General features: G+C 52.3%; 9 protein-coding genes. All 9 read right to left on the reverse strand.

The genetic code is table 11. The features are described 5' to 3' along the window. Positions 1 to 4: 4 nt before the first annotated feature. Positions 5 to 1156 (reverse strand): class I SAM-dependent methyltransferase, encoded by a 1152-nt coding sequence (locus ACJJI4_RS09665; protein WP_444927900.1) that lies wholly within the window; start codon positions 1154 to 1156, stop codon positions 5 to 7. After that, positions 1153 to 2253, reverse strand: a complete 1101-nt coding sequence (locus ACJJI4_RS09670; RefSeq protein ID WP_444913883.1) for a saccharopine dehydrogenase NADP-binding domain-containing protein — start codon at positions 2251 to 2253, stop codon at positions 1153 to 1155. The genes ACJJI4_RS09665 and ACJJI4_RS09670 overlap by 4 nt, the downstream gene beginning before the upstream one ends. Then, complete coding sequence (locus ACJJI4_RS09675) at positions 2250 to 4004, reverse strand: ABC transporter ATP-binding protein (RefSeq protein ID WP_444927901.1); 1755 nt, start codon at positions 4002 to 4004, stop codon at positions 2250 to 2252. Before ACJJI4_RS09675 ends, ACJJI4_RS09670 begins: the two co-directional genes overlap by 4 nt. Continuing rightward, positions 4001 to 5794 carry an ABC transporter ATP-binding protein gene (locus tag ACJJI4_RS09680; protein ID WP_444927902.1) on the reverse strand — a complete coding sequence of 598 codons (1794 nt, stop codon included), beginning with the start codon at positions 5792 to 5794 and terminating at the stop codon, positions 4001 to 4003. The genes ACJJI4_RS09675 and ACJJI4_RS09680 overlap by 4 nt, the downstream gene beginning before the upstream one ends. After that, positions 5795 to 11380 (reverse strand): non-ribosomal peptide synthetase, encoded by a 5586-nt coding sequence (locus tag ACJJI4_RS09685; RefSeq protein ID WP_444927903.1) that lies wholly within the window; start codon positions 11378 to 11380, stop codon positions 5795 to 5797. A 48-nt stretch (positions 11381 to 11428) separates the two neighbouring features. Then, the gene (locus ACJJI4_RS09690) at positions 11429 to 18052 is read right to left on the reverse strand and encodes a non-ribosomal peptide synthetase (RefSeq protein ID WP_444927904.1); all 6624 of its coding nucleotides are present in this window, start codon (positions 18050 to 18052) and stop codon (positions 11429 to 11431) included. Beyond that, positions 18030 to 19445 (reverse strand): isochorismate synthase, encoded by a 1416-nt coding sequence (locus ACJJI4_RS09695; protein ID WP_444927905.1) that lies wholly within the window; start codon positions 19443 to 19445, stop codon positions 18030 to 18032. The genes ACJJI4_RS09690 and ACJJI4_RS09695 overlap by 23 nt, the downstream gene beginning before the upstream one ends. Beyond that, positions 19442 to 19771 (reverse strand): isochorismate lyase, encoded by a 330-nt coding sequence (locus ACJJI4_RS09700; RefSeq protein WP_020415350.1) that lies wholly within the window; start codon positions 19769 to 19771, stop codon positions 19442 to 19444. Before ACJJI4_RS09700 ends, ACJJI4_RS09695 begins: the two co-directional genes overlap by 4 nt. A 317-nt stretch (positions 19772 to 20088) precedes the next feature. After that, a complete protein-coding gene (locus ACJJI4_RS09705; RefSeq protein ID WP_444913889.1) occupies positions 20089 to 20826 on the reverse strand; it encodes a thioesterase II family protein in 738 nt (245 codons plus the stop codon). Positions 20827 to 20892: the final 66 nt, after the last annotated feature.

Below are 20892 nucleotides of genomic sequence, written 5' to 3' on the forward strand. Positions count from 1 at the left end.
TCCCTTAAACCGCCCTTGCAACAAATAAGGATTGGCCGGCTACTGATAGCGGCGATGTCGAGGGTGCCAGGAAGTACTTAATCTCAAAGCCAGCGCTAACCAGCTCTTCCTGCCAGGCTGCGCTATCGATAAATACCTGATCCGAGCCCCCTCGCCGATCTTCACTGCCCAAAAGAGTCCCGGATTCAGCAGGGGAAAGCAGAAACTGCATAGCCGTTAACATGGCGTGGTTATCCCGAGTGGATTCGCTAAACAATAGCCAGCCACCAGGGACAAGCGACCTGCGAATACGCTTTAGCGTTTGGCCAATATGAGCAGCGTTGTGCAAAACATTGCCAGCCACAACGATATCGGTACTTGCCGGCGCAATTGACTGCGCAGAAAAATCGACATTGATATCGAGCAGGCTGCAACGCAAACCGATGTGATTGCGAAATTTTTTCTGTGCCGCAGTGGTAAATACTGGCGATACATCGGTAAAGCGATAATTAACCGGCCTTCCGGCTAAAGTATCTAAAATTGCCGAAGTGGTTAGGCCTGCACCTCCCCCCAATTCAAGCACCCTGAGCATAGGCCCAGGCTTGACAGCCTGTTTTATGATGTACGCTGCGGCATAATTGAGATACGTCGTAAACCAGTTGTTCTGGTAGGCGGCCAGTGCCGTTAGTATTTCTCCATTCTCAAACAGCAGTTGATTAATGGAGACTTGATCCCGCACCAGTTCAGACAAATGCCTCAGGAGCTTTTGGTGTGACTCGGCCATTTCAGGGGGGAATCCCAGCGCACCGTAGGCCTCCGGTAATTTATCTGCTCCGACTGCACTCTCAGGAATTTGCTCCCAGGAGTAGTTGCCATTACTGAGTTTCAAAAACTCCCGTTCAACCAAGGCCACCAGCCAGCGGCGAATTAACCAATGGTGTCGGCAGGCCGCACCTAGCGTATTAATAATTTCCTCACTGCCGCGCCCAACACTCTCTGGAGTCAGCGCTCCGCTGGAGGAAAATAACTCCATAATCGCCCACAGGCTGATAAACTCAAGCCTCTGCATTGCAGCCGGCAGTTTTGCCAAACCACTGTCTGTAGCAAGCTCAGCGGGTAAAGCTGCCAGCCCAGCCTCATGGGCGGTATCGGCGGGTGGAGGTGTTAGGTTTTTCAAATGGCTCCCTCCTCAAGGCACACCATATCTTCAATACTTGTTTCCAGGGTGGTTAAAAAACTCAATGCCCCAATCTTCGACATGCGTTCCATCGCCAATGCCGGCGGCAATACTTGGGCGCAGTAATGACAACCCGGTGGGATTTCATCGCGAAGTACAGCCATAGTGGTGACTGCGGCTACCGCTGCTGTTAGATCTGCATTGCCAGTGCCCCGCAACGCGGCTGTGCGCGTGCGCTCTTGCTTGTTGTATTTACCGGTAAGTTGCAAAAGCATCAGCACATAGGGATCGCGCCCCGCCAGATCCAATTCACTGGCCCGACACAGGGCTGCACGCGCTTCATCGCGGCTAAAACCATGGGCAGTATTAAAGGCGGATAAAATATAAGAGCCGCTAACCGCGTTATACCAATCACCATCAGAGAGGGATAAATCCTGAGCCAGGAGCTCGCCCTCGCTATTTAAATACGGAAGCACAGTGGTAGATGCAGGAAAAAAGGGCAGCTCGACATCGGAACGGCGTTTCAATATTCCACTCACCCGGCGTCCATTGCGCCAGGCTGCCAAGGGTTTATTGTGCTGTTCATTGGCACCTTGCAAATAATCATCGGCGGCGACATCGGTAAATCGATCGCGCAAGCCGAAATAGCTGATCAGGCTCTCTACCTGTGAAAACTCCTGCTCTGCCAGCCAGCGTGGTAGCAGACTACTGAGCCCCGGCTGTAATCCAGCAGATAAAACTGCGGTCAGACCATGGCTCTGGTAATAGGATCCATCGAGTTGCTCATAGAGGGCTTCATCGCCAGCAACATCGATATAGGCTGCTCCCACTTGTGCCGCAGCTTTGGCAACCCTGTCGCCAATTAAATGTGAAGGTCCTGCACAATTGATCAGAACCTCACAGCCAGATACAAACTGATCCAGTGAGGCTGCATCCAGGTAGTCCACCGTCTGATAAGAAATTACCGAATCACTGGATAGCGGCTGTTTATGTGCATTGCGACCACCAATACGCATAGCACCCAACTCGAGGGACTGTAAATAACCGGTAACCGCTGCGCCCACATCGCCATAACCACCTAAAATCGCAATTGTCATAGGCTTACCTCCGTATCGGACTCAACCAAACGCCAGCCAGTAGCACGGCTGCGCTGGTGCCAAAAATGTGCATACAGCCCCTGCTGTGATAACAACTTGCGGTGATTGCCAACTTCAGCCACCGCACCTTCTTCAAGTACGATTATTTGATCCGCGTTCATAATGGTGGATAATTGATGGGCGATCACAATGACAGTGGACCCTTGTTTTAATTGCTGCAGGGAACTGTTCAGGTACTTTTCATTGCGCGGATCGAGTGCTGCTGTTGCTTCATCCAACACAACAATAGGTGCAGCTTTTAATAGGGCACGGGCGATAGAAACCCGCTGGCGTTCGCCACCAGAAAGTGCAGCGCCCCCCTCACCTACCTGCGTCTGCCATCCCTGGGGCAAACGCTCGATAATCTCATCCACGCCAGCCAGTTTCGCCACACGTTCCAGTTCTTCCTGACTGGCTTCGGGACAGCTCAAGCGAATATTCGCTTCCAGGGTGTCGCTGAACAGATACACATCCTGCATAACGATAGAGATCTGCCGCATCAGGTCTTCTGTGCGCAGTTGCCGCACATCCACCCCGCCCACTTTTACCTGGCCCTGGTCGGTATCAAAAAAACGCAATAACAAACGGGTGATGGTGGTTTTACCCGAGCCTGATGCACCGACTATCGCTGTAGTGGTACCCGGAGAAACCCTAAAGGAAAGATCCTTCAATACCGGTTGCCCCGACTCGTAGCTAAAATTCACATTTGAAAATTCAACCAACCCACCCTGCTCGGTAAAAGGCTGAGATCTGGATGGCTCAGGTAGCGACTGCTCAAAAAAGATAGCGGCCAGTCTGTGCAAATCATTACCGGCCATGCGCAGCAGACCACTGCGCCCGGCGAGTTCCGCCAGAGGACCGGTAAATCGGGCCGCTAAAGCTAGCAAAGCCACCAATTCAATAGGGGGAAGTTGTTGATTGAGCGTGAGCCAAACACCCACGGCAATCACTGCGGCAAAGGCGAGTTGCACCATAAATCCACCGGCAAACAAGCGGGGGAAGGTCTGCTGCAACATGGAACCCGCCGCTCTGCTTTGCCCGGCAATCGCCTCTTCCAGTGGGAGATAACCACTGACGTTTTTACCAAATGCCCTCATTACCGCCTGGTTGCGCGCAAACTCCACTACCCGGTTGCTGGCGCGAGCACCAGCAGCATCCACTTCCGTTTCCATGGCGCCGATCCACTGGGAGGACCAACGATGGCCGACATAAATCAAGGGCACAAACAACAAAGCGGTCAGCCCCAGTCGCCAGTCAAACCACAACATTGCCACCCCCACTGTCAGCGGAGTGACAACACCGCTGACAACAGGGGGCAACAGGTGGGCAAAAACGTTAGTCACCATCAAGGTGCCCCCGGTTGCACTGCGGGACAAACGACCGACTTTTTCTGCACTGAACCAACCGAGGGGAAGTTGAGAGAGGTGTTCACCCAAACGATTGTGCAGGGTTTTCAATACCAGGATGGCCAGTGCAGCCCCTTTTACGGTTTGCTGGTAACGAGCAATACAAGCAATCACAACTACCGATAACAGGGAAAGCAACCAGTACCCAACCGCCTCCATCTCAGAGGCCAACAGTGAGCAGAGCAGGGGCACCAGAAGTGTCACCGCGATTCCCTGCAAAACCCCATAGGCGAGAAGCCATACCGCGTAAATGCCAACTTCACGGCGATGCGCGGGTCCGAGAATGGCGAGCAAACTGCGAATCATGATGAGACCCCGCTAATAACCTGAGCCTCACCACTCATTGCTTTTTCACTCTGTTCGGCACTGTTGTACAAACGCCATAGTTCCGCGTAGTGCTTGCTCTCAGCCAACAGTTGTCGGTGACTTCCGCATTCAACCAAGCGGCCGCCGTCCAGGACCGCAATCTGATCGACTTCGGTGATGGTGTGCAGCTTATGGGCAATCACCAGTACCGTGCGATTGCGCACCAGGCTGGACAATGCCTGTTGAATCTGGGCTTCAGACTCCGGATCGGCGTGAGCTGTGGCCTCATCCAAAATCAACACAGGGGCATCTGCTAAAAGCGTGCGCGCGATACTTAAACGCTGTGCTTCTCCACCAGAAAAAAAGGCATCCTTGCCAATAACCGCCTGGTAACCTTGGGGGAAACTTAAAATTTTTTCATGGATGCAGGCACTGCGCGCTGCATCTACCAACTCCTGGTCACTGGCATCCGGGCGCCCAAGGCGCAGGTTATCTGCCACAGTGCCAGCCAATAGCTGAGTCTCTTGAAGTACAAAGCCAACATGTCGATATAAATTGTCCGGATCTATATCACGGACATCGACGTCTCCCAGAAGCACAGCACCTTGGGCCACGTCATAAAAACGGGGAACCAACTTGGCCAGGGTGGATTTCCCGGCACCGGAACTCCCAACCAAAGCTGTGATCGAACCGGGGCGACAGCGCAAAGTAATATCGCTTAATACCGGCCGATCCTGGGTATAGGCAAAGCTGACCTGCTTAAAGAGCAGCCCTGCATCTTTGGGCTCTTTGGGTTCAGAGGTAACAGCCAAGGGCGCAACCTCCAATAGTTGATCAATCCTGGCTGCGGCTGCTTTGGCTTTTTGCTGGGCGGTTAATCCCTGGCTCAAAGTCAGGATGGTCTGAGGAATCATTACCGCGATCAGTGTGGTTGCAAGAACATCGATTGGCTGAATGCCTGTATTCACCACCAGCCAAGCGCCTCCGGCCAGACTCACCAACATAATGACGGGCACCGACAAGGCCAGAGACGTCACGGCCTCCAAACGGACAAGCGGTGTAACCCAGCTTGTATAACGGCGACTAAAATCTTCCACGGCCTGTTGGTAATTTCTGTGGGCGCGACCGGTTTGGGAGAAAACCTTGACCACTGCAATGCCGTGGACAAATTCGACAATCGCAGCACTGACCCGGCCAAAGTCCTTATCCAGCTGCTGCATTTTTTCCCCGAAACCACGCATCATCCAGGCGTAGGACACGAGGTAAATTGGCAGGGTAGCTACCGCTAACAGGGCCAAGCGCCAGTCGAGCCAAAATAAATAGCCCAAGCCCGCCAGCGGCAGTGCAAACGCAGCGGCCAACTCCACCTGATGATGCGCAACCATATGGTGAAGATCATCGAGATCGTCTTGTACTGCCTTACGCACCGCACCGGAAGTGTGCTCGCTGTACCAACCCAGAGGGACCTGTCCCAATTTCCGCACCAGGGCACGTCGCAGTTCCGCCTGCATACGCTGGTCGGCAATATGGGTTAACCACAAACCGATTACGGTGCAAATCCAGCCCATCGCCAGCCCGGCAACTATCGCGAATACAGCAGGAATAATCGCCTCGGCGATATCACTGATATCGGGCGCAAGGAACAGGCGAGCCAACTCAACGATACCAATAAAAGGGATCAGCGAAGTGAGTGCACCACAAGCACCGAGCGCCACCCCCAGCCCCACGAGGCCACGAAATGGACGCATCAGTTCCCGCAGGTCGGACTTTGGCAAAATTTGCTCAGCCATCTATTTGTCCGCTTTACCGCGCTGTAGTGGTTTTGCCAAATGCTCGACGACGGTGGCAACCTGCGGCGGTTCCATAACGCTAAAGTGATTGCCCGGCACATCGATTAATTCAAAATCACCCAGACAAACTTCCTGCCAATAAGGCGCAGCCATATGCCCTACGCCGGCGGTGACACCGAAGGATTGCTCTTCCTGGCAGCGCAAATACGTCATATCGCCAATATAGGGAGGAAGGTCAAAACAGGCGGCGCGCATACTGTGTCGGCACACCCGGAAAAGCCCCGGTATCATCGCGGCTTCGACCGGCACACCCGCTTGGGCAGAGGCTAACTCGGTATAACCGGTCAGGCGCTGTTCCTGGGTAAGTTGTGAGCGTTGTCGCACAGCTTCAGCGACCGTTTTAAGCCCTGCATCACCGTCGAGTTCTGCCATTGCACCGGCGGGAACACGACCGTTGTGTTTCTGCATTAAGGTCTCGATCGCGCGGGAAATGTCTTCGCTCTCGATATGCTCACCAAATACCGCTTTTACTGGATCGAGATTTAGGTTGGGGGCAAAAATCGCTTCGAAAGCCAGCTCTTCATCGGTATCCACAAACATTGGGATACTGTCGATCAGGCTCAGGTCAATCACATCGACGCCGCGCTCCAGCAATCTCCGCGAAACTTCCGTCGCCAGCAGACCACCCAGGCAGTAACCAATTAACTGGCAGCGCTGGTAGCCCTCGTCAATTATTCGCTGGGCGTAATCGTCGGCGGTGCGCTCGATTAATTCTTTTGCATCGATCGACAAATACTCTTCCGTATTCGCTACCGCAATCCCAAATACTGGACCCAGATCTTGAGCCGCAAGCGCTTTGCCCAAGTGCTGGAAATAATCCAGGGTACCCAGGGCTGCATGGAACATAATCCGTACCGGCGCCCCTTCTTTAGAGGCCCCTTTACCCTCGCCTATATGACTGAAAGGAACCATCAAGGAATTGCTGCCCTCGCGGGTAGTGGCAACCAAAGTGTCGCTCTCAGTATCTTCCTGCCCCTCGGCAACAGCATCCGGCTCAACTCTCAGGGCTCTGGCCAATGCAGCAACCGTTGGTCCGTTGAGCATGTGTCGCAACAAGGCGTCGTAAGTGAAAGGTTTCGCTTCCGGAATTTCTTCCAGCAATCGCCCTGCAACCCGCGCCATAATCAGCGAATCACCACCGAGATCAAAAAAGCTATCCTGGCGTCCGACATTATCGAGACCCAACGCATTCGCCCAGAGTTTGCACAGAGCAGTTTCCAGTGGGTCCATTTGCTCTGAGTTCGCAGCCTCTTGCGTATCCCCCGTTGCTGGGCGCCAACCAGCCAGCTTTTTGCGATCGATCTTGCCATTGGCGGTGAGCGGTAGCTGGTCGAGAACTTGCAAATGTGCGGGCACCATATGTGCGGGCAACCGATTCGCTAAAAAGTCCCGCAGTGTCCTGGCACTCAAATCCTGTCTGTCAGTTTTCATCTGCGCGGCCAGTAGATTCATGCCGAAGGCAGACAAAGGATGGTCATCTTCAGGCAGGGAAAGAATCTGTCCGGCTCCATTGGCTTTCAACAGCGACTGCCATTTCCCGATAGAAAGGAACTTGGTCGCACCACAAGCGCGATCATCACCCGCCGGGTCCATCATAAAGCCCTGGGTAAGTAAGATATGGGCGTGATCCACCGTTGGCTCAGTCAGGATTAACCAGCCTCCGGGTGCCAGTAACTCCACAACACTGGCAATAGCCGCCTCTGGATCTCGGGTACTGTTGAGCATACCTGCACACAAAATGACATCTGCGCTATTAGGAGCCAAACCCTGGGCGCGATAGTCGGTATTGAGATCCATTAATCCAAAGCGTACCCAAGGCCACTCTTTAAATTGGCGGCGAGCCTCAGTCAGGAAAAATGCGGTCATGTCAGTGAATAGATAATCGACGTCATATCCATCCAACATAGGAATAACAGAAGCACTGGTAGCCCCTGTGCCCGCACCCAGCTCAAGAACCCTTAACCCTCTATCGCTCTGGGCGGCAATACGGTTAATTAATGCGGCAGCGGCGGCATTGTTATAGCGGGCAATAAGATCATCCCGATAGAGAGCCAAAGCCACCTGCTGGTCGCCCTGGGGGAACAACAATTCAAATGGGTTTTGTTGATTCGATAATAACTGGGGTAATAACTCGATATGATCCCGGTGATATTGCAGGAATTCCCGATTACAAAAACCGCTTTCAATCCCCTGCTCAACTCGCTTCCACACAGCATCAACAGCGGAAGCATCAATTTCTTGGGTTCGCGTGTATTTTTCCTCAGTACTGGAGCTGGCAGTGGATAAGCTGAGCAGCTTTGCGTTAACGAGAAGGTCCAACCAACGACGCACTAACCAGTGATGCTTTTCATGTACTTTGGCTAAGGAGAGAACTTCTTCTGAACTATATCCCTGCTCACAATTTGTAAACGCCCCTAATTCCACCAGACCGTGAAGCATCGATAACAGGGATGCATTTTCAAGTGCCTGCACATAATCGCCGACACTGACAGCTTCTGGCTCACCAGCCTGATAGTGCGCAAACTGACGCACTGAATTCACCAGCTCGGGATCAATAGTCGCCGGTTCTGCATCATCTAAGCGACGGCTTTCCACAAAACCCAACAGATTTAAATCCGCTCGCGAGTCTCCCTCTTTCTTTTCAATCACCGTCGCCGCTGTTGACACTGCGGGGTGGGCCAGCAATGCAGACTCCACTTCTCCCAGCTCAATACGGTGTCCGCGAATTTTTACCTGTCCGTCTTCACGGCCCAGGAACTCGAGTTCACCACCGGGTAAATAGCGGCCCAAATCACCAGTGCGGTAAAGGCGCTGGCCATCCACCGGATGAGAAAAGAACTTCTGTTCAGAGAGCGCCGCATCACCGAGATAACCATCGGCCAATCCGAGGCCAGTAATCATCAGCTCACCCGCTACCCAAACAGGGGCATCGCGCAATTGGCTATCCAATACCCTGAAGCCCTGGTTCGTCAGCGGCACGCCATAGGGAATACTGGTCCAAGCAGAGTCGACCCGATCAATACGGTGGTAATTGGACCAAATCGCAGCTTCAGTAGCCCCACCCATACCGATCAGGTCGAGTGCTGGCACATGGCGCCTGATATGTTCCGGTAAAGTAACCGGAATCCAGTCTCCCGACAGCATTGCCAATCGCCACTCAGACAATGGACGAGGTTCTGTATCCAAATAGGTAGCCAGCATTTGTAACTGCGCGGGAACAGAGTTCCACAATGTCACCCGGTGCTCATCCATGGCCTCCGCCCAGTGCGAAGGGTCTGCGCCACGGGCTGGATCGGTCAATACCAAAGTCGCACCCACTGCCAAGGGGCCGAAAATATCGTAGACCGACAAATCAAAACTGAGTTGAGCCAAACCCAAAATACGATCGCTCGGGCCCACCTCGAAACGGCGATTAATATCCAGCACCGTATTCAAAGCGGCCCGATGATTAATCATCACGCCTTTGGGATCGCCGGTAGAGCCGGACGTATAGATAACGTAAGCGAGCTGCTCCGGGTCGCCGTTGCTGGCCACCGGAATTTCAGTTTCAGGAGCCAGGCTATCGACACTGATCACCTGCACTTCTGACGGCCACTTAATTTGGTTGGCGAGGTCACTGAGTGTCAGGACATATTCCGCCTCTGCACTGAGCAACAATTTATTGAGGCGTATTTCCGGTTGTGCCGAGTCAAGTGGCAAATAGATTCCACCGGCCAAAAGCACACCGAGGGTCGCCGCTATTTGCTCTCGCCCTTTCGGCATTGCGATAGCAACGCGGCCACCCAGCTGGAAACCTTCTTTGGCCAGGGCTTTGGCGATGCCCGCCGCTTTTTTTGCCAGGTCGCCATAACTCACACTGCCATTGCAATCAATAATGGCGATAGCTTCCGGCGTCGCCGCTGCCTGGGCAAAAATGCCCTGATGCAATAACGCTGAAGGAACAGGTCCATCGGTTTGATTAACCTGATGTCTCTCCTGTTGCTGCCACTCGGGTAAAGAAACCGGAGATGTACTCAGCCATTGCCCATCGCCACTCGTGGAAAGCTCATTCAACAAGCCGGTAAATGCCGCGAACATATCTTCCACCAGGCCCGATGGAAAAACGCCCTGGCGCACATCCCAGTTGATTTCCAGACCATCGGCGTCATCTCTCACCTGGCAGTCCAGGGTGACTTGCGGTGTCTGGGTAATTCCTCTGCCAGACTCTCTACCGCTGGCAGGTTTTTCTGTATCTCCCAGGCCAATAGCACTGGTAAATACCACCGGCATCAATGCGGCCTCCGGTCCTCGTGCACGGGATAGCTCCCGCAGTAATTCCACGCCGGAGAACAAGCGGTGATCAATATCATTGAACAGCTGCTCGCCGATACTGGCCGCCCAATCGCGAAAGGACTTTCCTGTGGAATCATCAATCGCCAGTACACTGACCGAAGTAAAGTCCCCGATCAACTGGTTGACCTGAGGGTGTAAGGGCAATCGATTTAATAATGTAAGACTCAGGCTGAAGCGTGGCTGACGACTCCAACGCTGCAATACCCCGGCGTAGGCAGCCAGTACGGCAACTGATGCGGTCAGTCCAGCAGCACCGGCTCGCTGCTTCAGTTTCTGCCAATGGGTAATATCCAGGCGGTAGTGATGGCGATTAAAGCGCACAGATTCCACTTCTGAGGCTGGCGGCAATACCGGTAGCTCAGGTGCTGCCGGCAGTTGATCGAGGCGGTCCAACCAATAGCGGCGATCGTTTTGGTAACCCTGACTGTCCAGTAGACTCCGTTCGGCCAGTAGGTAATCGCGAAAATCGATTTCCAGTGCAGGTAGGGACGCACCGGGATTCGCTAGCAGAATATCAAGTTCGCTGAACAATATGCCCGCACTGGCCCAGTCTGCGATCAGTGCATCCATAGAGAAATGCACGATATGTCCCTTATCGGTGCGGGTATGACGCAGCTCGAACATCGGCCACTCACCAATGGTGTACACACGGTGGTCCAGTTCATCTCTCACCGATTTAAGGGCGAGTTCCAGGGCTTCCTCATCCATGCCGGTGAGGTCCTGACTGATCATCTGGTAGTGCGGCACTTCCTGGAGGACCCGCTGATATCCCTCCTGCTCAATAACCGCCCTCAACATAGGGTGACGCTCAATCAGCTGGTTCCAGGCTTCCTGCAAACCTTTTGGGTTTAATCCGGGATATTCCAGCTCCAGGTAACCGTGACAGGCAACGCCACCATAGCCAAATGCATTTTGCCGCCCCAACAAATAGGCAGTCTGTACATCGGTTAAAGGGAAAGGCTCATGCCGATTTTCTGTGTCGGCCTCGACCACCACCCCCAAACCAGAGTCATTGTCAGCGCCTGATTGAGCAGCGTTTAATATTTCAATAATTTGTAACTTATGCTCCCGTAACCTTTGCTTGTGCTGCTCGGTCAGCAGGCCTTTGGCTGCGCGGAAACGCAATTGTTCAGACTCGGTCCAAAGTTCAACCCCAAGCCCTTGTAGTTCGTCGATCAGTTCCATAACCGTCATGGGGTTAAAACTCCGTCCAATCGCTGAAAAATAATTTACTTATCAAATTCATATCACGCCCTCTTCCACCATATCCGCATCAATATCCACTGGCGGTTCCATTGTGCTTAGGGCACCGGCAACATCTGCCAGTCTCGGAGAGGCAAATAAACTTCTGAGGGGAAGGAGCAAACGGTGCTGCTGTTTTAGGCGGTCAATAAAGCGTGTCGCCAATAAACTATCGCCACCGAGTTCGAAGAAACTTTGATCGCGGTTAATCTTTGGCAAGCTGAGAAGCTCCTGCCAAATCTGCGCCACCAAGCGTTCGTTGTCTGTTACCAGTTCAGGGGCTTTCTGTTGTTCCGGCTTTTCTGCTGCATTTACTTGCTTTAAAACTAGAGCGCGATCCACTTTGCCATTTGCACTCAGGGGCATTTCCGGCAAAGTCACAACGAAATCCGGGACCATATAAGAAGGCAGCTGGGAGCGAAGGTATTCCCGTAGGTCGTCAGTATTAAAATCTGTTGGGCACTGGGGCCCGAGCACAACGGCAGCAACCAACTTTTGTGCATTAACCAGCACCAGGGCCTGCTGCACAAACACTTGGCGAGTAAGTACGCTTTCGATTTCACCCAACTCAATACGATGGCCACGCACTTTGATCTGGCTATCGGCACGTCCCAAAAATTCCAGGCAGGCATTCGGCCAATAGCGCCCAAGATCCCCTGTGCGATACCAGCGCTCACCATTGACAGTGACAAAGCGCGTTTCGGTTAACTCTGGTGCTGCGCGATAGCCCATGGCGACTCCGTCACCGCCAATCCACAGTTCACCTGTAACCCAGTCAGGGCAATCGCGCCCTTGGGTATCCACCACCCTAAATTGCTGGTTGGCCAGTGGGTATCCATAGGGAATCGAATGCCAGCTTGGGTCAACTTCTTTTACTTCAAAACTGTTGGACCAAATAGAAGCTTCAGTGGCACCACCCAGTGCGATAAAACGGCAATCGGGCTGTATTTGTTTTAAGCGCTGGGGTAAATCCAGGCCAATCCAATCGCCGGAATTTAATACCAAACGCAAATTGCCAGGCGGTGTACCGGCACCGACAGTGAGTAACATATCCAGTAGTGCCGGTACCGTATTCCAGATGGTGACGCCGTAGTGACATACCCATTGATGCCAGCGCTCGGCATCCCGTCGGTCCTCTTCTTCAATCAATACCAGCGCACCACCGACCGATAGCAGTCCGAAAATATCGTAAACAGAGAGGTCAAAATCCAGGGCTGAAATGGCCAGTACACGATCATTTTCATCAACAGAGAAACGTTCGTTGATATCCGCAATGGTATTCCAGGCGGCACCATGACTAATTTCGACGCCCTTGGGTTCACCTGTGGAGCCGGAAGTGAAAATGGTATAAGCCAGTTGCTCAGCTTCTGTTGCAATAGGCTCATCTATAGGAGCGAACTGTTCGGCCTGTTGAATTGCACTTTGGTCGAGTACCACTTTTACATCGGCACGGCGCAACATTGACTCACGCCTCGCCTGCGGTTGATCGATACCGACAGGTAAATAAGTGGCTCCCGCTGCGAGTACGCCCAAAACAGCGGCAATCTGGTCGGGTCCTTTCGGCAGGTTAACGGCCACCACCTCGGCAGGTGAAACCTGGCTTTCCAATAACCAGGCAGCGATACGCAAAGCACGTTCTGCCAGAACGCCATAACTCAGAGAATTATCGTCTCCCCAATATAAGGCGATATTGTCGGGATTTGCTTTTGCCCGCTGGAAAAATCGCTGCGACAAATTATCCGTTGGGTCAATTGCGGTACGCTTTTCAAGCTGGGTTCTCAGTTCCCGTTGAGCCTTGGGTAATAAATCAGGCGGTGTGGAATCCCATTCAGCGTCACCCGCCCATTGGAGTAAGCCGATATAGGCCTGGAACATTTCCGCGCACATCCCCTCAGGGAAAAGCGCTTCGACCACATCCCAATTTAAGAAAACGCCTCCCTCGACTTCGACCACCTGGTGATCCAACCAGACTTGCGGCGTTTGTGTCAGGGCCCAGATGGGTTCCCGCAGAGGCCCATCCTCCGGTGCCGCTGTGCCACCGGGAATACCCAGTGCACTGGTGAAAACCACGGGCATTGTGGCTTCCGCGTCGCTCTGCCGGCGGGCTAATTCCCGCATCAGGCTTACACTGGAAATTTCGCGATGTTCCAGGGCCGCGCCAACTTCCCCTTGTATTTTTTTCGCTCTCACCAACCAGCTGTCACCGGCCTCAGGTCGGTACCCCACCAGGGTCAGGGAGGTGAAATCCCCCATCACTCGATAGATATCCGGGTGAACTTCACGGCGATCGAACAAGGTAAGGTTCAAGCTCAGGTCAGGGCGACTGCTCCAACGACTAAGCACCTCGGCAAAAGCGGTTAGAAGCAGACTTGATGGCGTGATTCCCTGCTGAGCCGCGCACGCAACCAGATTTTGCCAGATCCGCTTATCAATATGCTGTTGATGGCGCACAAAGTGCGGGCGCTCAATGGATGCCGGCTCCTGAACAATGGGTAATTGAGGCGCGGGGGGTAGCTCTGATAATATGTGCTGCCAAAATGTTTTTGCGGCAGCCAGGGGACCTTCGGCAAGATCACTATCAAATACGGCGGTAGTTTGCGGCAGTATATTGCGCACATAGTCGCGGAAAGATAGATCGATTGCAGGTAGATCAGTATCAGGGCTCTGGTAGAGAATATTTAACTCACGATAAAACAGCAGAATACTGAAAGCGTCGAGAATCAAATTATCCAAACCGATGGCCAATCGGGTATTGCTGCCACAGCGCACCGCACGGACATCAAACAGTGGCCAGCTGCTGGGCTCAAACACCTGCTCAGCGCATTCCTGTCGCAGTTGCGCAAAAGCAGAAGTTGGATCGCTGTCTACCTCTGTAACATCAATGGAAAATCTCGGCACATCGGCAAGGATGCGCTGTCGACCTTCGCTGTCGAATACAGCCCGCAGCATTTCATGGCGGGCAATCATGGCGTTTAGCGCAGATTCCAAGCGCTCCAGATCGAGATCAACAACGTCATATTCACGATAAAAGTGACAACCGATACCACCCAAAACAAATTCCGGGTCCCTTCCCAGCCAATAGGCCCGTTGAACCTCAGTAGGTTCAAAAAGCTCGTGGCGATTGGCCGTATCCGATTGCCAAGGCGTAGTGGCAATTTCAGTGGCGCTGTTATTCTGCTCTGGGTTCTCAGCAGGGTCTTGAGCTAATGTCGCAGCAAAGGCGGCCAGGCTTGGCTGGCTAAACAATTCCGACAGTGTGACATCTTCAAAACCAAACTCACGCAGATCTCGCACAACACGGGTTGCTAACAGGGAGTCACCCCCAAGTGCGAAGAAGTTATCGTCCCGGGCAATATCAGCAACATCGAGGAATTTACTCCAGGCGGCAGCCACCTGCTGCTCCAATTTACCTTGCGGTGGGTTCTGCTTTGCCTGGTGTTGCGCTATGGATTCATCGGCAAACTGCTGTAAACCGCCGCGATCAATTTTGCCATTGGCGGTAAGAGGTATTTCAGCGAGACAGCAAAGCTCACTGGGCAGCATGGCGCTGGTCAATCGTTGGGTCAGGAACTCCCGCAGGTCGTTCAAGGGTGCCTGCAACTGCTGTAAATCAACAAAGCACTTTTCTGGATTGATATTCCCTTGCGATAATTTGGATTCCAGAACGACAACCGCAACCACACCTCGCTGAGTCAGCAGTGCCACCGCCTGCGCAATCCCTTTGTGCGCGGTTAGTGCCGCTTCAATCTCGCCGAGTTCAATGCGGTGTCCGCGCACCTTGACCTGGTTATCGGCGCGGCCCAAAAACTCCAGGCACCCGTTCAGCCAGTAGCGACCCAAGTCTCCGGTGCGGTACCAGCGCTCGCCTTCGTCTGTCACAAAACGGGCTGCGGTGATACCGGGAGCACCGCGATACCCCAAAGCAACGCCAGCACCACCGATCCACAACTCCCCTGTCACCCAGTTGGGGCAATCGCGCCCCAAGGCATCCACCACTCTGAATTGCTGGTTGGCTAAGGGGTAACCATAGGGAATAGATCGCCAAGAGGAATCAACTTCTTTGACTTCAAAACTGTTCGACCAGATAGAAGCTTCAGTGGCGCCACCCAAAGCGATAAAGCGGCAACCGGGGTTTACTCGTTTTAACCGTTCCGGCAGGTCGAGGCTGATCCAGTCGCCAGAATTTAATACCAGGCGCAGCTCTCCAGCTGGGGTATTACCACCCGTGGTCAGCAGCATATCCAACAGCGCCGGCACCGTATTCCAAACAGTAACGCCATGTTGGCACACCAGCTGATGCCAGCGCTCAGCATCCCGCCGGGATTCCTCTTCAACCAATACCAATGCTCCGCCGGCGGACAAGAGCCCAAAAATATCGTAAACGGAAAGGTCAAAATCCAATGCCGATACGGCCAGCACGCGATCATTTTCATTAACCGAAAAGCGCGCGTTAATGTCCGCTATGGTGTTCCAGGCACTCCCGTGACTAATTTCGACGCCCTTAGGTTCACCGGTAGAGCCAGAGGTAAAAATGGTATAGGCGAGATCTTTTGCCTCTCCCACAACAGGCTTGGATAAAGGCGCGACACCGGAGAGCACAGACAAGTTATCTATAACCAGCTTGGCTCCAGCAAGTTTCAGTACGCGCTCTCTACGCAACGGTGGCTGGTCTATACCCAGTGGCAGATAAGCCGCTCCTGCCGCTAATACGCCCAAGGCTGCAATAATCTGCTCCGGCCCCTTGGGTAATAAAATACCGACCAAATCACCGGGCTCAACACTTTGAAGCTGTAAATACGCGGCCATCGCCAAAGCACTGTGGGCCAACTCCCCGTAACGGATTTGTTCACCGTTCCAATAGAGAGCCACTGCTTCCGGGCAGTTTTTAGCATTGCTAAAAAAATGTTCGTGTAATTGGTGAGACTGGTATGGCTTGGCTGTGGAATTTACCTGCTGCCGCTGGTGCTTTTGCTCCGCTGGCAGCAGCGATGGTATGGGCTGGGCCCAGAATTCCGGGCTACCGATCAGGCATTCCAGTAACTGCGTAAAGGCCGCAAACATGCCATCCAGAACGCCGGGAGCAAAAGCAGCTTCCCGCGCATCCCAGTTTACAGACAGGCCGCCTTTGAGCTCCATAACCTGTACGTCCAGCCACACTTGTGGCCCTTGGGAGATAATCCAATTCACATCTCCAAAGGCACTGCGAACTGACTCGCCAAATAATTCTCCCAGCCCAAGCGCACTGGTAAAGACAACCGGCGCAAACACCGTTTGTCCCTGTTGCCTGCTGAGGTCACGCAGCACCTCTACGCCGGAATAACTCCCGTGCGCTACATCCTGACGGAAGTTGTGTTGTAAACGCTGTGCACGCTCAACGAAGGTTCCACTCTGGCTGCCCTGCCAGGCAAGCAAGATCGAAGAAGTAAAGTCTCCTACCAGGGAGTTGACATCCCGGTGCAGGGATTCCCGGTCGAACAGGGGGAGATTCAGCAGAAAGTCTGATTCTTCGCTATAGACCGTAAGCACTTCAGCAAGCGCCGCTGCCAGGGTCATGGACAAAGTAATACGGTGACGGCTCGCAAGTTCTGCCAGCTGGTTTTTCTGGTCCGCAGACAAGCTATAGTGACGCCGAACAACTCGACGAGTGTCTTTGGACTCAGCACCTATTGCGGTTGGCAACTGAGGGGCACCGGGCAAATCTGCCAGGCGACCCTGCCAGTGTTCTTTGGCCTGCTGCTTCTCAGCTCGGCGCTCTTCCTTTGAGTGAAGAGCGCTGCGGTCAGCCTGGTAGCGCGGATAACTGTAATTAAGCGGTACCAGAGACTGCTCTGGTTCCAGGTAAAGCTTGGCCAGGTCATTCAGTAATACGCGCAGACTAAAGGCATCTGCAGCTACCATATCCAGATTAATATGCAGGCGTGTGCCGCCAGCTTTTAATTCCGCAGGTAACAATGAGAGCTGTACATCAAAAACCTCGCCCTGCGATATATCCAGCTGCCGATGGGAGAGTTGCTCCCTAACAGCGATAAGACTCTGCTCCGCTTCTGCGGCAGCCTGATGCCTGAAATCATGAACCTTTAAACCGGGCCAGCTCACTTCTGTGGGAATCTGCTGTCGACCATCATCGAGGATTTGAACACGCAGCATCCCATGCCGCTCGAATAGGGAGCGCACAGCCTGTTCCAGTTGCTCAGGTACTACATCCTGGCCATCAAACTCATGATAAAAATGTGCGGCTACACCCCCTAAATATTGGTTCGGGTCTCGTCCAATCCAATAGGCATGTTGCATCGGTGCCAAATCAAAGGGAGTGCCTTCATCAAAGACTCCCTGCACAGATAAATGTTCACTGGTACTTTCTTCAGTTCCAGTAGCCAACTGAGGTAGAGAAAGCCAGGCTTCCAATTGAGGCACTGCAATAAGATCAGCAAATTTTACTTTGATCTTTTTCTGCCTTAATTGACCAGCTATCTTCATGATTTGTACTGAGTTAAGCCCCAGTGCAATTAAGTCAGCTTGCGGATGAATGCCATTAATATCGGCATCAATAGCCTGACAAACTAAATCCTTTAACAAACTGGCCGGACTGATTGGCTCTGATTTATTCTGCGGCTTCGGCGACAAGAGATACGCTCCTTATTGCGTCTCGGATAACACGCATTTTGATGCAACTTTCACGATACTCGTGGGTAGGAAGGGAAGCCTCAACCAGGCCACAACCGGCAAATAGTGTTACCTTGCCCGGAGTAATAAGTGCAGAACGCAGCGCAACAGCAAACTCCCCTTCCCCCTCGGCATTGAGCCAACCAACAGGTCCGGCATACCAACCGCGATCCAGGTCTTCATTTTCACGGATATACTTCAGTGCTTTTTTCCTCGGCAGGCCTCCCACCGCAGCACTGGGGTGTAAATCCGATAAGATATCCAACAGATTTACACCATCTTTCACCAAGCCCTCTAGAGGCGTCAGTAAATGCTGAATTTGCTTTAATTTACAAAGTTGGGGCGGTTCAGGTTCCGCTACGCTGTGGCAGTATTTGCGCAAAATAGAAAGGAGATGTTGGACAACCAGGTCGTGTTCAAATCGGTCCTTCTCGCTGTCAAGCAGAGATATCCCCAATTTGTAATCAGTTGCCAGGTCTTTTCCCCGAGGTGCGCTACCGGCCAAAGCCACTGTGCTAATACGCCCGTCTTTACCAGCCGCTAAGCGCTCAGGCGAAGCCCCAAGAAAGCAACTTTTTCCGCGGGAAAAGGCAAATAAATAGGCATCGGGGTAAGATTCTTGTAAATATCCGAGAATACTTCCCGGGCAGCAATCCGCGCTCAGTGATTCAGAACGAGCGAGAACTACTTTTTGAAACTCGTTGCGCTTGATTGATTCGACCGCACCAACTACACGCTGCTGCCAAGCCATTTGGCCTACATAATTTTGGCTAAAATCAGACTCCACCGAAAACACATTGTCATTCGCAGAAAGGTCAGAGCTACGAGACAAAATATGCTGCCACCGCGCCTTCATCCGCTCCGCAGTCTGATTGCATTCTGTTTGATCGGTAACGATAAAATTCATTACCAGATAACTGCGATCCCCTTCACAGTAAAGGGCCAACTCGGGCAACGTAAGCGCCCCTGCGGGAAAGTCTTGCCACAAGGATGAGGAATCTTTTTGGCTATCAAAAGCAAACCCACCACACAAAACCGGCCGATGCCCCCCGCTTACCACAGCGGAGGACAGTAATTTTTGCCAATTGGCTTGGATTTCAGACCAAGATTCCCCTGGGGCACAACTAAATTCACAGGCAGAGCCAAAGCTCACAGCATATTCATATCTAGAGGGCACACCCCACAGAGACGCGAATCTTTCATGCTGATAGCCGGTGGCAAACAACCCTATTGGGTTACGTCTATGACATGGAGTTGAAAACGATGCCAGAACCTCTGGCTGTCCCTGGCTTACCCTGGACTTGGCTTCCTGCAAACAGGCTTCCAGGCCAGCATATTTAGAGCGGCCCTTCATACACCTTCCTCAACGGGCAAGCCGCGCTCAGCGCGCCAATGCAGCTTTTGTTGATTGATAAACCAGTGAATAATCCCGGTAAAAAGCTGCTCTATATAATCTGCGGAAAGTTGTTCTTTCTCAGCCCAACGACGGCGGTCAATCAACATATCCGCAACCCGGTCTGGAGCAGGAATACTCGTTTCATCCGGCTTGAACTGGGCTGCTGACAAAACATACCCCATACGCCGCTGCAACAGCCTGATGATCTCGCGATCAATGGAATCGATACCTTGGCGGATCTCATTCAGATTTTCACACTCCATTGGTAGCTTCGTTGCTTGCATAGAAACTCCATCACCTAAGCAGTTCATCTTCCCATCAATAATGAAACGTTATAACATATCATTATCGAAATCAACGGGATGTTTGTTTTGGATTTGGGCGTCAGGGTGGAGAGAGAGTGTGCTACTTGTTACTAAAGAGAAATAATTCGAACATCATTAAAAATAACGATCCCGGATTAATTGAAGTAGAGATCCGCTATCTATTGAACGATGGAGAATATAGAGCCGCTCAACAGCCCTATTCTCCCAACAATTAATTTCGATAGCGTTACAAGAAACAGAAATATTTTATACGGCCAACATAACTTCACATACAGTTAGGCCAAGCGGAGCTTCTGAACAATATGGCCAACCACCAGATCGGGGCAATCTGACAGATAAAAATGGTTACCTGCGTATTCATTCAATTGGAACTCACCATTGGTCCACTGCTGCCAACCCTGAGCTTCAACGGTACTCAACTCAGGATCATCCCGTCCTAGCATCGCGGTGATGGGGCAATCTAGAAGTTGGTCCGAGGACATATTGCTGGTTTCGATCAATCGATAATCCTGGCGTATAGCAGGAAGTAGTAGAGCCCTTAACTCAGGAATTTCCAATAATTCAGGAGAGGTGCCGCCAAGCTCAATGAGTTGTTGGCACAGAGATTCATCACTTAACTGGTGTATGTTTCCACTCTTTTGAAATTGTGGCGCTTCACGCGCAGAGACAAATATGTGTTCAGGACCGTGCAATTTTTCGCGATACAAGGAGAGAGCCAATTCATGAGCAACTGTAGCTCCCATACTGTGCCCAAATACTGCCCAGGGTTTATCGATGACAGGTTTGATAGCCCTACTTAACAAAGCAATTAAAGTTTGCATATCTGCGGGCATAGCTTCATTACAGCGTTGCTCCCTACCCGGTAAACATACGAGAACCAATTCTATGGAATCTGGCAATAATTTCGCCCAGGGCCGGTAAAGTGATGCTGTACCACCAGCATGAGGCAAACACAAAAGTCGGATAGCCGCTTTAGGTTGAGGGCGAGGGATTTGTAGCCAAGCGCCGGACATAGATTTATCTCAATAAGAAATTTGAAGCCGTGAATACTAACTGTTAATTCTTAATTTAGAAATCTG

The organism is Microbulbifer maximicatervae (SeqCode) (assembly GCF_052467305.1).

Bases quoted from the DNA above. Each gene is read 5' to 3' on its own strand.
- ACJJI4_RS09670 (WP_444913883.1), bottom strand. From the start codon at position 2,253: ATGACAATTGCGATTTTAGGTGGTTATGGCGATGTGGGCGCAGCGGTT.
- ACJJI4_RS09675 (WP_444927901.1), bottom strand. From the start codon at position 4,004: ATGATTCGCAGTTTGCTCGCCATTCTCGGACCCGCGCATCGCCGTGAA.
- ACJJI4_RS09680 (WP_444927902.1), bottom strand. From the start codon at position 5,794: ATGGCTGAGCAAATTTTGCCAAAGTCCGACCTGCGGGAACTGATGCGT.
- ACJJI4_RS09685 (WP_444927903.1), bottom strand. From the start codon at position 11,380: ATGACGGTTATGGAACTGATCGACGAACTACAAGGGCTTGGGGTTGAA.
- ACJJI4_RS09695 (WP_444927905.1), bottom strand. From the start codon at position 19,445: ATGAAGGGCCGCTCTAAATATGCTGGCCTGGAAGCCTGTTTGCAGGAA.
- ACJJI4_RS09700 (WP_020415350.1), bottom strand. From the start codon at position 19,771: ATGCAAGCAACGAAGCTACCAATGGAGTGTGAAAATCTGAATGAGATC.
- ACJJI4_RS09705 (WP_444913889.1), bottom strand. From the start codon at position 20,826: ATGTCCGGCGCTTGGCTACAAATCCCTCGCCCTCAACCTAAAGCGGCT.